The organism is Microbacterium sp., assembly GCF_041909575.1.
In the GTDB taxonomy this organism is placed as follows: domain Bacteria; phylum Actinomycetota; class Actinomycetes; order Actinomycetales; family Microbacteriaceae; genus Microbacterium.
The window spans coordinates 1-13,328 of record NZ_JAYRDE010000082.1 but is presented as its reverse complement, the minus strand read 5'-3'; the positions used below and the strand labels follow the sequence as shown (position 1 = coordinate 13,328).

Annotated in this window: 10 protein-coding genes and 1 pseudogene; 3 read left to right on the top strand and 8 right to left on the bottom strand. The window is 71.7% G+C overall.

Features of this window, described 5'->3' with window-relative positions; translation table 11 throughout:
* Positions 1-731 (bottom strand): RNA polymerase sigma factor (locus ACE3O1_RS11495; protein ID WP_374315163.1); only part of this gene is annotated, 731 nt, incomplete at its 3' end.
* A 240-nt stretch (positions 732-971) separates the two neighbouring features.
* On the opposite strand from ACE3O1_RS11495, the gene ACE3O1_RS11490 reads away from it, so the two are divergent.
* Positions 972-1,142 carry a hypothetical protein gene (locus tag ACE3O1_RS11490; RefSeq protein ID WP_374315162.1) on the top strand — a complete coding sequence of 57 codons (171 nt, stop codon included), beginning with the start codon at positions 972-974 and terminating at the stop codon, positions 1,140-1,142.
* 99 nt (positions 1,143-1,241) lie between these two features.
* Here the strand turns inward: ACE3O1_RS11490 and ACE3O1_RS11485 are convergent, their stop codons facing one another.
* Genes ACE3O1_RS11485 through ACE3O1_RS11470 form a run of 4 tightly spaced genes read right to left on the bottom strand, consistent with a single transcriptional unit; the run spans position 1,242 to position 5,121 of the window.
* Complete coding sequence (locus tag ACE3O1_RS11485; RefSeq protein ID WP_374315161.1) at positions 1,242-2,150, bottom strand: TatD family hydrolase; 909 nt, start codon at positions 2,148-2,150, stop codon at positions 1,242-1,244.
* Positions 2,150-3,724: a methionine--tRNA ligase gene (gene metG, locus ACE3O1_RS11480; RefSeq protein ID WP_374315160.1), complete on the bottom strand. Its 1,575-nt coding sequence runs from the start codon at positions 3,722-3,724 to the stop codon at positions 2,150-2,152. Before metG ends, ACE3O1_RS11485 begins: the two co-directional genes overlap by 1 nt.
* Positions 3,725-3,765: 41 nt before the next feature.
* The gene (rsmI, locus tag ACE3O1_RS11475) at positions 3,766-4,584 is read right to left on the bottom strand and encodes a 16S rRNA (cytidine(1402)-2'-O)-methyltransferase (RefSeq protein WP_374315159.1); all 819 of its coding nucleotides are present in this window, start codon (positions 4,582-4,584) and stop codon (positions 3,766-3,768) included.
* A 9-nt stretch (positions 4,585-4,593) separates the two neighbouring features.
* Positions 4,594-5,121, bottom strand: a complete 528-nt coding sequence (locus ACE3O1_RS11470) for a MarR family winged helix-turn-helix transcriptional regulator (RefSeq protein ID WP_374315158.1) — start codon at positions 5,119-5,121, stop codon at positions 4,594-4,596.
* Between the two features lie 80 nt (positions 5,122-5,201).
* Here ACE3O1_RS11470 and ACE3O1_RS11465 point away from each other — a divergent pair, with 80 nt between their 5' ends.
* Positions 5,202-6,824 (top strand): dolichyl-phosphate-mannose--protein mannosyltransferase, encoded by a 1,623-nt coding sequence (locus ACE3O1_RS11465; RefSeq protein ID WP_374315157.1) that lies wholly within the window; start codon positions 5,202-5,204, stop codon positions 6,822-6,824.
* 10 nt (positions 6,825-6,834) lie between these two features.
* Here ACE3O1_RS11465 and ACE3O1_RS11460 read toward each other — a convergent pair whose 3' ends face one another.
* The 3 genes and pseudogenes from ACE3O1_RS11460 to ACE3O1_RS11450 form a co-directional block, all read right to left on the bottom strand.
* Positions 6,835-8,673 carry a thioredoxin domain-containing protein gene (locus tag ACE3O1_RS11460; RefSeq protein ID WP_374315156.1) on the bottom strand — a complete coding sequence of 613 codons (1,839 nt, stop codon included), beginning with the start codon at positions 8,671-8,673 and terminating at the stop codon, positions 6,835-6,837.
* Positions 8,674-8,680: 7 nt separating this feature from the next.
* The gene (locus ACE3O1_RS11455) at positions 8,681-9,520 is read right to left on the bottom strand and encodes an aldo/keto reductase (RefSeq protein WP_374315164.1); all 840 of its coding nucleotides are present in this window, start codon (positions 9,518-9,520) and stop codon (positions 8,681-8,683) included.
* A gap of 264 nt (positions 9,521-9,784) precedes the next feature.
* A pseudogene (locus ACE3O1_RS11450) lies at positions 9,785-9,997 on the bottom strand (ArsR/SmtB family transcription factor); the annotation flags it as partial.
* A 486-nt stretch (positions 9,998-10,483) separates the two neighbouring features.
* Between ACE3O1_RS11450 and hrpA the strand changes: the two are divergent.
* Positions 10,484-13,328 (top strand): ATP-dependent RNA helicase HrpA (hrpA, locus tag ACE3O1_RS11445; RefSeq protein WP_374315155.1); only part of this gene is annotated, 2,845 nt, incomplete at its 3' end.

The window sequence follows — 13,328 nt, the reverse complement described above, 5'->3', positions numbered from 1 at the left end:
GTGAGGAGCATGAGCGCGAGCAGGCCCGTCGATGCGGCTCGCTCGCCCGACCTCGCCGGCAGCAGGTCGCGCACGAGCCGGGTGAGCCGGATCGCCTCGCCCGTGAGATCGGGGCGGAGCGGGTCCGAATCCCGGCCGGACGCCAGATACCCCTCGTTGAAGACGAGGTACAGCACCGCGAGCACGCCGTCGGTGCGGTCGGGCAGATCCTCCTGCTCGGGCACACGGAACGGGAGCTGCGCCGCCTTGATCCTGGCCTTGGCGCGGCTCAGCCGCTGTCCCATGGTGGATTCCTGCACCAGGAATGCGTGCGCGATCTCCGAGACGGTCAGACCCCCTACGATCCGCAGAGTGAGCGCGACCCGCGCCTCCATGGACAGCGCGGGATGGCAGCAGACGAACACGAGGCGGAGCCGGTCATCCTCGACCGCCCCCGTGTCCGGCCCTGCCGAGTCGTCCGCGAGCATGAGCGCCTCCCGCTGCAGTTCGCTCCCGCGCGCCTCGCGCCGGAGCCGGTCGATCGCCTTGCGGTGCGCCGTCGTCGTGATCCAGGCGCCGGGGTTGGGAGGGATGCCGTCAGCCGGCCAGCGCTCGAAGGCCACAGCGAAGGCCTCGGCCGCCGTCTCCTCGGCGAGGTCGAGATCGCGGAAACGCCGCGCGAGACCCGCGACGACGCGCGTCCCTTCGGCGCGATACAGGCGCGCGACGGCATCGGCGACATCGCCCGTCACGGCAGCCCGCCGTCTGCGCGCGCAGGGATCCGCGTCATGGGGTCCCTCCTGTCCGTCCCGGCCGCGCGACGGCGACCCTCATCAGATCGACGAACGGGACTCCTCCGATTCGACACCGGGCCGGAGGAGAAGTTCAAGTGGCCCCGATCGACGGGTGCTGTCGAAATCCGCCCCGGCCGTTCGTGGCATGGGAGAGGCGGGTCACCGGATCCGCCCGACGACGAAATGCGAGGACCGACCGTGTACAGCAAGATGAGCGCCGACGACGAGCGTGAGTACGCCGACCGGATCCGCGAGGCGAGGATCGCGAGGCGCCGGGAGCGCGCGGCCCGTCGGCACGCGGTGCGCAGCGGCGTGAGGGACTTCCTGCTCTCGATCCCGGCTGCCGTCGGCGTACGCCTCGGCGGCTGACCGCGCCGCTCCGCGGCATCCACACCGCTCATCGGCTCGATAGCGCGATGTCGGTCGCGCAGATGAGCCGACGAGAGCCGGATCGGCCGTCGCCGCGGCTCAGTCCTCGAACGCGCCGTAGACCGCGAGCGTGTTGGCCGCGATCTGGGCGCTCAGCTCGTCGAGGTCGGCGCCGAGCTCCTCGGCGAGGAAGCGGACCGTGACCGGGATGAGGTACGGCGCGTTCGGGCGTCCACGGTGGGGAGCCGGCGTGAGGAACGGGGCATCCGTCTCCACCAGGATCCGCTCGCGAGGCGTGACCTTCAACGCGTCGCGCAGGTTCTGGGCGTTCTTGAACGTGATGTTGCCGGCGAACGAGAGGTAGTACCCGCGCTCGCGCGCGATCTCGGCCATCGCCTCGTCGCCCGAGAAGCAGTGGAACACCGTGCGGTCAGGCGCTCCGACCCGCTCGAGGGTCTCGAGCACGGCGTCGTGCGCGTCCCGGTCGTGGATCTGCATCGCGACGCCGTGCTTCTTCGCGAGGGCGATGTGCGCCTCGAAGCTCTCGAACTGGGCGGCGAGCCCCTCCTCGCCGGTCCGGAAGAAGTCCAGCCCGGTCTCGCCGATCGCCCGCACCCGGGGCTGGGCGGCGAGCTCGTCGATGACCGCTATCGCCTCGTCCAGGCGGCCGGCCGCGGCGTACGCCGGGGCCTCGTTCGGGTGGATGGCGACCGCCGCCAGCACGCGGGGATGGGATGCCGCGGCCCACGCCGACCAGCGGCTCGACTCGATGTCGCCACCGGCCTGCACGACGCCGACGACGCCGACGTCTCCAGCGCGCGCGAGCTGCTCGTCGAGGGAGAGGCCCACGCCGTCCTCGATCTCCAGGTGCGCGTGGTTGTCGTACACCGGCACGGCCAGGGGCTCGGGGGCATCCGGGTAGCTGACGTCGCGCGCGCCCTTCTCCCGCACGCGCACGTACTGCGACGGATCGGACCCCTCGGCGGGGTACGGCACGGCCTGGGTCATCAGACCGACTGCTCGACGCGGGGGAAGAGCGGGGCCAGGCCGTTGACCGACGTCCCGGGCTTCAGCCCACCCCAGGCGCCGGCCTCGCGGATCGGCTGGTCCTGCAGACGTCCGAGCGACTCGGCCGCGCCCAGCGCGATCCACAGCTTCTCGGTCGACACGGGCATGACCGGCGACAGCAGCACGGCGAGGGCGCGCAGTCCCTCGGCGGCCGTGTACAGCACGGTGCCGAGCCGGCCGCGCTGCGCGTCGTCCTTGGCGAGCGCCCACGGCTCGTTCTCGGTGATGTAGAGGTTCAGCGCGTCCACGATCGTCCAGATCGAGGTGATCGCCTCGTCGATGCGGAACCGCTCGATCGCGGCATCGGCGGAGGCTGCGGCATCCGCCACCGTCGTCTGGACGCGCAGATCGGCCTCGGCGTACTCCCCCGGCGGCGGCACGACGCCCTCGAAGTAGCGCTCGATCATGGCCGTCGTGCGCGAGGCGAGGTTCCCGAACCCGTTGGCGAGCTCGGCCTGGTAGCGGGCCGAGAGGTCCTCCCAGGAGAACGAGCCGTCCTGCCCGAAGGCGATCGCCGACAGGAAGTAGAAGCGGTACGCGTCGGAGCCGAAGACGTCGGTGATCTCGGTCGGCGCGATGCCGGTGAGCTTCGACTTCGACATCTTCTCGCCGCCGACGAGCAGCCAGCCGTGCGCGAACACGCCGCGCGGCACGTCGACGCCGGCCGCCATCAGCATCGCCGGCCAGATGACGGCGTGGAAGCGGAGGATGTCCTTGCCGACCACGTGGTAGGCCGGCCAGCGGCGCGCGAACTCCTCCGGATCATTGCCGTAGCCGACCGCGGTGGCGTAGTTCAGCAGCGCATCGACCCACACGTAGATGACGTGCGACTCGTCCCAGGGCACGGTGATGCCCCAGTCGAACGCGGAGCGCGAGATCGACAGGTCCTTGAGGCCTTGCTTCACGAACGAGACGACCTCGTTGCGCGCCGACTCGGGCCGGATGAAGTCGCTCGACGAGTAGAGCTCGAGAAGGCGGTCCTGGAACTCGCTCAGCTTGAAGAAGTAGTTCTTCTCCTGGAGCAGCTCGAGCGGCTTGGAGTGGATCGCGCACACCTTGAGGCCCTCGAACGGCCCGGTGCCGTCGACGATCTCGGACTCGGGCTTGAACTCCTCGCAGCCCACGCAGTACAGCGCCTCGTACTCGCCGGCGTAGATGTAGCCGCGGTCGTAGATCGCCTGCACGAACTTCTTCACGCGCTCCTCGTGACGCTCCTGCGTCGTGCGGATGAAGTCGTCGTTGGCGACGTCCAGCGTCGTCAGCAGCGGGAACCACGACTCGCCGACGAGCTTGTCGACCCATTCCTGGGGCGTGACGCCGTTGGCCGCAGCGGCGCGCATCATCTTCTGGCCGTGCTCGTCGGTGCCCGTCAGCATCCAGGTGTCGTCGCCGGCCTGGCGGTGCCAGCGCGCGAGGGTGTCGACCGCCACGGTCGTGTAGCCGTGGCCGATGTGGGGCACGTCGCTCGGGTAGTAGATCGGCGTCGTGATGTAGAAGGATCGGCCGGAAGTCACCCGAGGATTCTAGTCGGGCGGGGTGGTCGCTCCGGCCGGTGTTACCCGCGCACCGCCAGCGCCGCCTGATAGAGCTCCCGCGACGAGTGCCCGGTGTGCGAGGACACCTCGCCGGCGGCATCCTTCAGTCGCGTGCCGGACCGCACCAGCTCGAGCACCTGCGTCACGGCATCGGGGAAGGCGACCTCCCGGCGGGTGGCGCCCGCCACCACGACGACCAGCTCGCCGCGGACCCCGGGCTCGGCCCACGCCACGAGCTCTGCCAGTGTCCCGCGCGCGACCTCCTCGTACAGCTTGGTCAGCTCGCGGCAGACCGCCGCGGGCCGATCGCCGCCGAACGCGTCGGCCATGTCGGCGAGCGTCGCGGCGACCCGCGTGGGCGCGTCGAAGAACACCATGGTGCGCGGCTCCGCGGCGAGGGTGCGCAAAGCGCTCCGGCGGTCCCCCGGCTTGCGCGGCACGAAGCCCTCGAACGTGAAGCGGTCGGTCGGGAGCCCCGACACCGCGAGCGCGGTGAGCACGGCGCTCGGTCCCGGGATGACCGTCACCGCCACCCCGGCGGCGACTGCGGCAGCGACGAGCCCGTAGCCGGGGTCGCTGACGGTCGGCATCCCGGCGTCGCTGAGCACGAGGACGTCCTGCTCGCGGGCGAGCTCGACGATCTCGGGGGCGCGCTCCTTCTCGTTGTGGTCGTGCAGGGCGAGGAGCCGGGGGCGGTGCGAGATGCCGAGCGCGGAGAGCAGCCGCACTGTCGTGCGGGTGTCCTCCGCGGCGATGACGGGGGCCGTCTCGAGCGCCTCGACCAGTCGCCGCGACGCGTCTCCGAGGTTGCCGATCGGAGTGGCCGCGAGGATGATCACGGACCCAGCCTAGGGGCGGGCGGATGCCTCGTCGCCGGCCTCCTCGGCAGGCTCGATCGCGTCGACGGCGGCGCGCATGCGGGAGAGGCAGTCGAGCACGACGTGAGCGTCCTCGGGCGACATCCCGGCGACCGCCTCCAGCATCCGGGCGTGCATCGCGCCGAGCGTGCGCCGCACCTCGTGGTCCGTCTCCGCCGTCGGCACCACGACGATCGCTCGCCGGTCGGTCGGGTGCGGCGTGCGCTGCACATGCCGGGAGCGCTCGAGCCGATCGATGATCGCCGTCGTCGAGGCCGTCGACACGCCGAGGTAGCGCGCGATCTCGGCGGGCTGGACGATCCGCCCTTCGCGCTCGGCCTTGAGCAGGTAGCGGAGGGTCAGCAGATCGTTCTCGCCCATCGCCATGGCGTCGCGGGTGCGGCGCCTCATCGCGGTGTCGGCCGCGCGGTACAGCCGGAACGCCTCGAGCACTTCGACGGCGCGGCGACGGGCGGCGTCGCCGTCGTCGCCGTACCAGTAGCCGCTGCCACCCGTCACGACACGAATCATACGGATCCCGCGCCGCCGCGGTGGACAGTTCGCAGGGGCGTCCCGAACGCCGCACCTACACTGTGACCGTGACGCACGCCGCCCCTCGCCTGGACGACAGCGCCCCCGCGGACCCGCTCCTGCCCGCCGACCGCCCCAGCCTCTACGAGCGCTTCGCCACGCGGGTGGCGGCGGACGACGCCGCGCGGCGACTGTACGGGTGGCTCGCGCCCGCGTTGGTGGTGGTGCTCGCCGCCGTCCTGCGCCTGTGGAATCTCGCCGCCGCGCACGACCTGATGAACCAGTTCGACGAGACGTACTACGTCAAGGACGCCTGGACCCTGTCCCAGCTCGGGTACGAGGCATCCTGGCCCGAGAACGCCAACGAGAGCTTCCTCGCGGGCGACGTGAACGTGTTCACCGAGAACGCCGCGTTCGTGATCCATCCGCCGCTGGGCAAGTGGATCATCGCGGTCGGCATGATGGTGCTGGGGCCGGAGAACGGCTGGGGCTGGCGCATCACCACCGCGCTCCTGGGCACCGCCGCCGTGCTCGTGCTCATGCTGATCGCGCGGCGCCTCACCGGCTCGACGACGTTCGCCGTCGTGGCGGGCCTGCTCATGGCGGTGGACGGCATGGCGATCGCGATGAGCCGCGTCGCGCTGCTGGACACCCCGCTGATGTTCTTCGTGCTGCTCGGGTTCCTCTTCGTGCTGCTGGACCGTGAGCGCACGATGGCCCGCATCGCGGCGACGGTCGGCGCGCGGTACGACGGCGACGAGCCTCCGGCGTGGGGACCGATCCTGTGGAATCGCCCGTGGATCGTCGCGGCGGGCGTCGCGCTGGGCGCGGCAGCCGCGGTCAAGTGGTCGGGGGCGTGGGTGCTCGCGGGGCTCGGCGTCTACCTGGTGGTGACCGACGCGCTGGCCCGCCGCCGCGCCGGCGTGCTCTTCTGGCCGACCGATGCCATCCGGCAGGGCGTGGCGACGTTCGTGCTGCTCGTGCCCGTCGCGTTCGCGGTGTATCTCGCGTCGTGGACTGGCTGGCTGGTCACCGACGGAGGCTACGACCGGCACGCCGCCGACGCGGCGCCCGCGACCGGCGTGTGGTCGTGGGTCCCGCTCGCGCTGCAGAGCCTGTGGATCGACCACACCACGATGTTCAGGGCGGCGTCGGACATCACCTCGGGTCACACGTACTCCAGCCCGGCGTGGCAGTGGCCGCTGCTCATCCGCCCGACGGGGATGTACTACCACCACGACGCGCTGGGGGTCGACGGCTGCACGGCCGTCAACGGCTGCTCGTCGGTGATATCGAGCATCCCGAACCCGCTGGTCTGGTACGCGGGCGTCGCGGCCGTGCTGTACCTGGCGTACCGGTTCGTCGTCGTGCGGGACTGGCGCTACGCGTTCGTGCTCACGGGGATCGGGCTGACCTACGTGCCGTGGCTGTTCTACCCGGAGCGCACGATCTTCCAGTTCTACACGGTGCTCGTGCTTCCCTTCATGCTGCTGGCGCTGACCTTCGCGCTGCGCGACATCGCAGGACCGCGGCACGCCGACGCCTACCGCCGGCGCACCGGCCAGCGGCTGGTGTGGGTGTTCCTCGGGGTGGCGCTGCTGCTCGCGGCGTTCTGGTACCCGGTGATCTCGGCGATGCCGGTGCCGTACGACTTCTGGCGACTGCACAACTGGCTGCCGACCTGGGTCTAGGCAGACCCCCTCACCCGGCCGCGAGAGCGGCGGGGTCGGTGACGGGCAGGCGGCACGCGAAGTCGCGGCAGTCGTAGGCCGTCGGGCCGCCGTGCGCCGTCTTGGCTTCGAACAGCTCGAATCCGTCGGCGGCGAACCGCTCCGCCTGCTCGGGTGTCACCACGGCGATGACGTCCGCGTCGAGGGCGCGTGCCGCGCCGATGAGCGGATGCCGCTCCTCCTCGGTCACGACGACCACCTGTCGGGGCGGGTCGGCGAGGGAGGCCGCCACACGCAGCAGAGCGCCGTGCGCGAGCGGCTGTGCGACGGCGGTCGCACCGCCCTGGGCGACGACCCGTTCGGCGAGGGCGCGGTAATCCGCACCGGCGCCCAGCATCCACAGCGCCGCGGACGCCTCGGCCAGTGCCGCGCTGCCGGAGGGCTCGTCGCCGTCGGACGAGGCATCCGGCGCGGCGATCCCCTGCTCGGCGAGCACCGGATCTCCCCCGCCGGGGACGGCGACCCCGCCGTCCGCGCCCACGCACGTGTCGACGAGCTCGCGGGCCCGAACGGCATAGGCGGGCTCGCCGGTCGCGGCGGCGAGGGCGAGCAGGCCCGCGGCGAGCTGCCCGTAGTCGGCGAGCGTCGCGGTCGCTCGTGAGGCGATCTCGTCGAGCGAGGCGCGGATGAGGCGTCCGTCCACCGCCACGTTCGATTCGAGCACCGCGTCGGCGGCCCAGCGCGCCGCGTCGATCCAGGCGGGCTCGTCGAGCCGGGCGCCCGCGCGGGCGAGGGCGCCGATCGCGAGGCCGTTCCACCCGGTGACGACCTTGCCGTCGACGGCGGGGCGTTCGAGGGCTGCGCGGGCAGCGGCATCCCGTTCGTAGTAGCCGCCCTCGCTGCGGGCGCCGTCGATCCAGGACTCGGAGTCCTGCGCGGCGCCGAACCCACCGGAGGGCTGCTGCAGCACGTCGAGAAGGAACCGGGCGACTCCTCGCGCGGTCGTCTCGTCTCCTGCGGCGAGGGCGACGTCGAGCAGCTGCGCGTTGTCGGTCAGCATGCGCTCGTAGTGCGGCACTGACCAGTCCCGGCGGGTGGCGTAGCGGAAGAAGCCGCTCTCGACGGGGTCGCGCAAGGGTGACGCTGCCATCGCTGCCAGGGCGCGGTCGGCGACGGCGGCTGCGGCGGGCGCCCGTTCGCGCACGAGGCGGGTCTGCAGGAATCGCAGGGCGGTCGCGACCGGGAACTTCGGTGCGTCTGCGACCCCGAACCCGCCGTGCTCGGGGTCTTCGCGTGCGGCGAGCGCGTGCGCCGCCGCCGCGAGGTCGTCGGGTGCGGGCGGCGCGGATGCCTCGTCGCCGACCTGCGCGCGGACGTCGGCGAGCGCCTCGACCACCGCGGTGGCGGTGCCGTCGATCTGTTCGCGGCGCTCCTCCCACGCCTCGCGCACGGCGGCGAGCACCTGGCGGAATGCGGGCAGGCCGCCGCGCGGCTGCGGCGGGAAATAGGTGCCCGCGTAGAACGGACGTCCCTCGGGCGTCACGAACACGGTGAGCGGCCAGCCGAGGTTGGCGGTGAACGCCGTGGCGGCGGCCATGTAGGCGGCGTCGACCTCCGGATGCTCCTCGCGGTCGACCTTGATCGAGACGAAGCCGTCGGCGAGATCGGCGGCCGTCGCAGGGTCCTCGAACGACTCGCGTGCCATGACGTGGCACCAGTGGCACGTGGAGTAGCCGATCGAGACCAGGACGGGGACGTCCCGGGCGCGCGCCTCGGCGAAGGCCGCGTCGCCCCACGGGAACCACGGGACCGGATTGCCCGCGTGGGAGCGGAGGTACGGGCTCGCGGCCTCCGTGAGGCGACGGTTCATGGCCGGGTCAGTTCACCTCGTCGGGGTGGGCGCTGACGCGCCCGCTTCCGTTCGGCTGATCCATGGCGTCGATCGCGGCGATCTCGTCGGCGGTCAGCTCGAAGTCGAAGACGTCGAGGTTCTCCTCGAGCCGCTCGCGGCGGACCGACTTGGGGAAGACGATGAACCCCTTCTGCAGGTGCCAGCGGAGCACGGCCTGCGCGGGCGTCTTGCCGTGGGCCCTCGCCGCGTCGGCGACGGCCGGCGCCCCGAAGAGGTCGTACTTGCCCTGGCCGAGAGGCCCCCACGACTCGATGCGCACGTCGTGCGCGGCTGCCCAGTCGGTGATGTCGCGCTGCTGGTACGCCGGGTGGAGCTCGATCTGATTGACGGCGGGAGTGACGCCCGTCGCCGCGACGATCCGCTCGAGGTGCGGCACGAGGTGGTTCGAGACGCCGATGCTGCGGGTGAGGCCCGCGTCGCGCAGCTCGACGAGCTTCGCCCACGCGTGGACGTAGTTGTCGTGCGCGGGAGTGGGCCAATGCACCAGGTAGAGGTCGACGGCCGAGAGGCCGAGGCGGTCGAGGCTCTCGGCGATCGCGGCGTGGGGCTCGTCGCCGTCGTGACGGTCGTTCCAGAGCTTCGTGGTGATGAAGAGCTCCTCGCGAGACAGCCCGCTGGCGGCGATGGCTGCGCCGACGCCTTCCTCGTTGCCGTAGATGGCGGCGGTGTCGATGTGGCGGTAGCCGACTTCGAGCGCCTCGCTGACAGCGCGCTCGGTGTCTGCCGGCGGCACCTTGAACACGCCGTAGCCGAGCTGGGGGATGTCGTAGCCGTCGTTGAGCTTCACGGTGGGGATGCTTGCCATGCGTTCCAGCCTAGGAGCTTCGGGGACGGGGTAGACCGGATAGAGCCCGAGGTCGGGCTCGCTCGCCCGGGGCGGGGGCGCAGTCTGTCGGCCGCGCATTCCGCGGCGGTAGCCCCGCCCGGGCCCCTTGAACGGCACGGCATAGGTCGGAGGTGCGAGGAGGGGGTCGTGGTCGCGGTGGTTCTCGGAGTCCCAGCCGACGCGACGGATCCACTTCTCGTGCAGCTCGTCGGCCGCGTGCTGGACGGATTCGAACCCGGCGGTCGTCAGCCAGTACCAGCGCCACTGCAGCTCCGGGCGGACGTCGACGAGCTGCGCGTCGCGCAGCACGCGGAGGTGCTTGGAGACGGCTGTGCGGGTGATGTGGAACTCCGACCCCGCGATGTGCGCCAGTTCGCCGGCCGTGTGTTCGCCGCTCGCGAGGATCTCCACGATCCGCCGCCGGACGGGTTCGGCGAGCGCTGCGAACGGATGCATGGGGCGACGGTAGTTCGCGTGGGGCCGGGGCAGGCTCCGGTGTCGGCAGTCTGTGGATGGCGCGTTCGATCCGCGGCTGGTGGAGGAGCGCATGCGCGGCTCGCGGTGCGGGTCTCGGCTCGGCTCGGCTCGGCTCGGCTCGGCTGCAGCGTCCAGTGTTTTTCGTATGTGAGTTCGTGCTCACATACGTTCGGGGCGGACAGACAGGCGGCCACGGGGACGCCGGACTATGTGACCGCGAACTCACATAAGGTCTGCAGCGCCCCGTCCGTCGAGGGATGTGAGCGGAAACTCACATGGGGCCCTGTGAGCACGAACTCACATGCAGTCGACGACGGCGCCGCGGTCGAGGTATGTGAGCACGAACTCACGTGGGGTCGTGTGAGCATGAACTCACATACTCGAATGCGAGGATGCTGCGCCGTCCACATCGACGCCGGCGGCCGGCGGCCAGCCCCGGCTACGACCGCGATACGATCGAAGGCTATGCCCGCGCCTGAACCCGTGATCGCCTATCCCCCGGAGCTGCCCGTCAGCGCCGCGAGGGACGAGATCGCCCGTGCGATCCGCGACCATCAGGTGGTCATCGTCGCCGGCGCGACCGGCTCGGGCAAGACCACGCAGCTGCCGAAGATCTGTCTCGAGCTCGGACGCACGCGCATCGCGCACACGCAGCCCCGTCGCATCGCGGCGCGCACGATCGCCGAACGCATCGCGGAGGAGCTGCAGGTCCCTCTCGGCTCCACGGTCGGCTACAAGGTGCGCTTCACCGACAAGGTGAGCGACGACACGCGCGTCGCGCTCATGACCGACGGCATCCTGCTCAACGAGATCCACCGCGACCGGCTGCTGCGCCGCTACGACACGATCATCGTCGACGAAGCCCACGAGCGCTCGCTCAACGTCGACTTCCTCATCGGCTATCTCACCCGCATCCTTCCCCAGCGTCCCGACCTGAAGGTCGTGATCACCAGTGCGACCATCGACCCGGAGAGCTTCGCGAAGCACTTCGCACGTCCCGACGGCACCCCGGCGCCGATCATCGAAGTCTCGGGCCGCACCTATCCCGTCGAGGTGCGCTACCGCCCGCCGGCACCGCCCGCGAAGGGCTCCGACCGCAACGACGCCGACGACGTCGACGGCATCACGGCAGCCCTGCGGGAGCTCGACCGCGAGCCCGCGGGCGACGTGCTCGTCTTCCTTCCCGGCGAGGCGGAGATCCGCGACGCGATGGATGCCGTGCGCGGCATGTACGCGAAGGACGCCGCCCCCACCGAGGTGCTGCCGTTGTACGGGCGGCTCAGCTCCGCCGAGCAGCACCGCGTGTTCGAGCGCTCGGCCATCGCCGGCGTGCGGCGGCGCGTGATCCTCGCGACGAACGTCGCGGAGACGAGCCTGACGGTTCCCGGCATCCGCTACGTCGTCGACACCGGCACCGCCCGCATCTCCCGCTACAGCAATCGCACCAAGATCCAGCAGCTGCCCATCGAGGCGATCTCGCAGGCGTCGGCCCAGCAGCGATCGGGCCGCGCGGGGCGCACCAGCCCCGGCGTCGCGATCCGGCTCTACGCCGAAGACGACTTCACGAGCCGAGACGAGTTCACCGAGCCGGAGATCCTCCGCACGAGCCTGGCATCGGTCATCCTCCAGATGCTCTCCCTCGGATTCGGCGACATCGCCTCGTTCCCCTTCCTCACGCCGCCCGACGCGCGAGGGGTGAGGGCCGCCCTCGACCTGCTCGTGGAACTCGGCGCCGTGCGCACCCCCGGCCGCGACGGCGCGCCCTCGCTCACCGACCTCGGCCGCGAGATCGCGCGCCTCCCCATCGACCCGCGCTTCGCGCGCATGCTCATCGAGGCCCGGCGCACGGGTGTGCTGCCCGACGTGCTCTCGATCGTCGCCGGCCTCTCGATCCAGGACGTCCGCGAACGGCCGGAGGACCGCCGCGAGGAGGCGGACCGCTTCCACGCGCGCTTCGCCGACCCGACGAGCGACTTCCTCGGCCTTCTCAACCTGTGGAACCACCTTCGCGAGAAGCAGGCCGAGCTCGGCTCGAGCGCCTTCCGGCGCCTGTGCCGGCAGGAGTACCTCAACTACGTGCGCGTGCGCGAATGGTCCGACGTCCACCGTCAGCTCAGCGCGCAGCTCGGAGCCCCCCGCAAGAGCGCCGAGGCCACCGCCGACCCCGACGACATCCACCGCGCGATCCTCTCGGGGCTGCTCTCCCAGATCGGCATCCTCGACGACCGCGCCCCCGCCAAGACCACCGGGCGCGGTGCGAAGCCCGACCGCTCGGCGGATCGCCGCTCCGCCGAGTACCTCGGCGCCCGGGGCACGAGGTTCGCGATCTTCCCCGGATCGGCCCTCCGCAAGAAGCGCCCCACGGCGGTGATGGCCGCCGAGGTTGTCGAGACATCCCGCCTCTTCGCCCGCACGGTCGCGGCGATCGACCCGGAATGGGCCGAGCCGCTCGCAGGCGACCTCGCCAAGCGGCGGCTCAGCGAGCCGCACTGGTCCAAGGCCGCGGGCGCGGCATCCGCCTACGAGAAGGTCACGCTGTTCGGCGTCGAGATCGTGCCGCGGCGCCGCGTGCAGCTCGCACGCTTCGACCGACCGCTGGCGCGTGAGCTGTTCCTGCGGCACGCCCTCGTCGAGGGCGAATGGGATGCCTCGACCCTCGACAAGCGGCTGACGGCGTTCGATCGGCGCAACCTCGAGCTGCGCCGCCGCCTCGAGAAGATCGAGGAGCGCGAGCGCCGGCGCGACATCCTCGTCGGCGACGAGGCCGTCTACCGCTTCTACGACGCCCGCATCCCCGCCGACGTGTACGACGTGCGCTCCTTCGAGGCGTGGTGGCGCGATGCGTCGCAGCGCACCCCGCGCCTGCTCGACATGACCGAGTCCGACCTCGTCGACGAGGCCTCGCGCGGCGACGAGCGCGACTTCCCCGCGCGATGGCAGCAGGGCGACCAGGTGCTCTCGCTCGCCTACCGGTTCGAGCCCGGGGCACCCGACGACGGGGTGACGGCCGTCGTTCCGCTGGCGCTCCTCGCCCAGCTGCGCCCCGACGGGTTCGACTGGCAGGTGCCCGGAATGCGGGACGAGCTCATCACGGCCCTGCTGCGCTCCCTGCCCAAGGCGATCCGCCGTCACGTCGTGCCCGCTGCGGACTGGGCCGCGACGTTCGCCGGCGAGCTCGCCGGGCAGGGTCCGGAGGCTAACGACGGCCTGCCGGCGACGGGCCTGCGGGAGGCGCTCGCCGCGCGCATCCAGCGGGTCGCCGGCCAGCCGGTCACGGCCGCGGACTTTCAGATGGAGCGCGTGCCCGGCC

Coding starts and splice junctions, on each gene's coding strand:
- ACE3O1_RS11485 (WP_374315161.1), bottom strand. CDS start 2,150: ATGACCCAGGCCGTGCCGTACCCCGCCGAGGGGTCCGATCCGTCGCAG.
- ACE3O1_RS11460 (WP_374315156.1), bottom strand. CDS start 8,673: ATGAACCGTCGCCTCACGGAGGCCGCGAGCCCGTACCTCCGCTCCCAC.
- ACE3O1_RS11455 (WP_374315164.1), bottom strand. CDS start 9,520: ATGGCAAGCATCCCCACCGTGAAGCTCAACGACGGCTACGACATCCCC.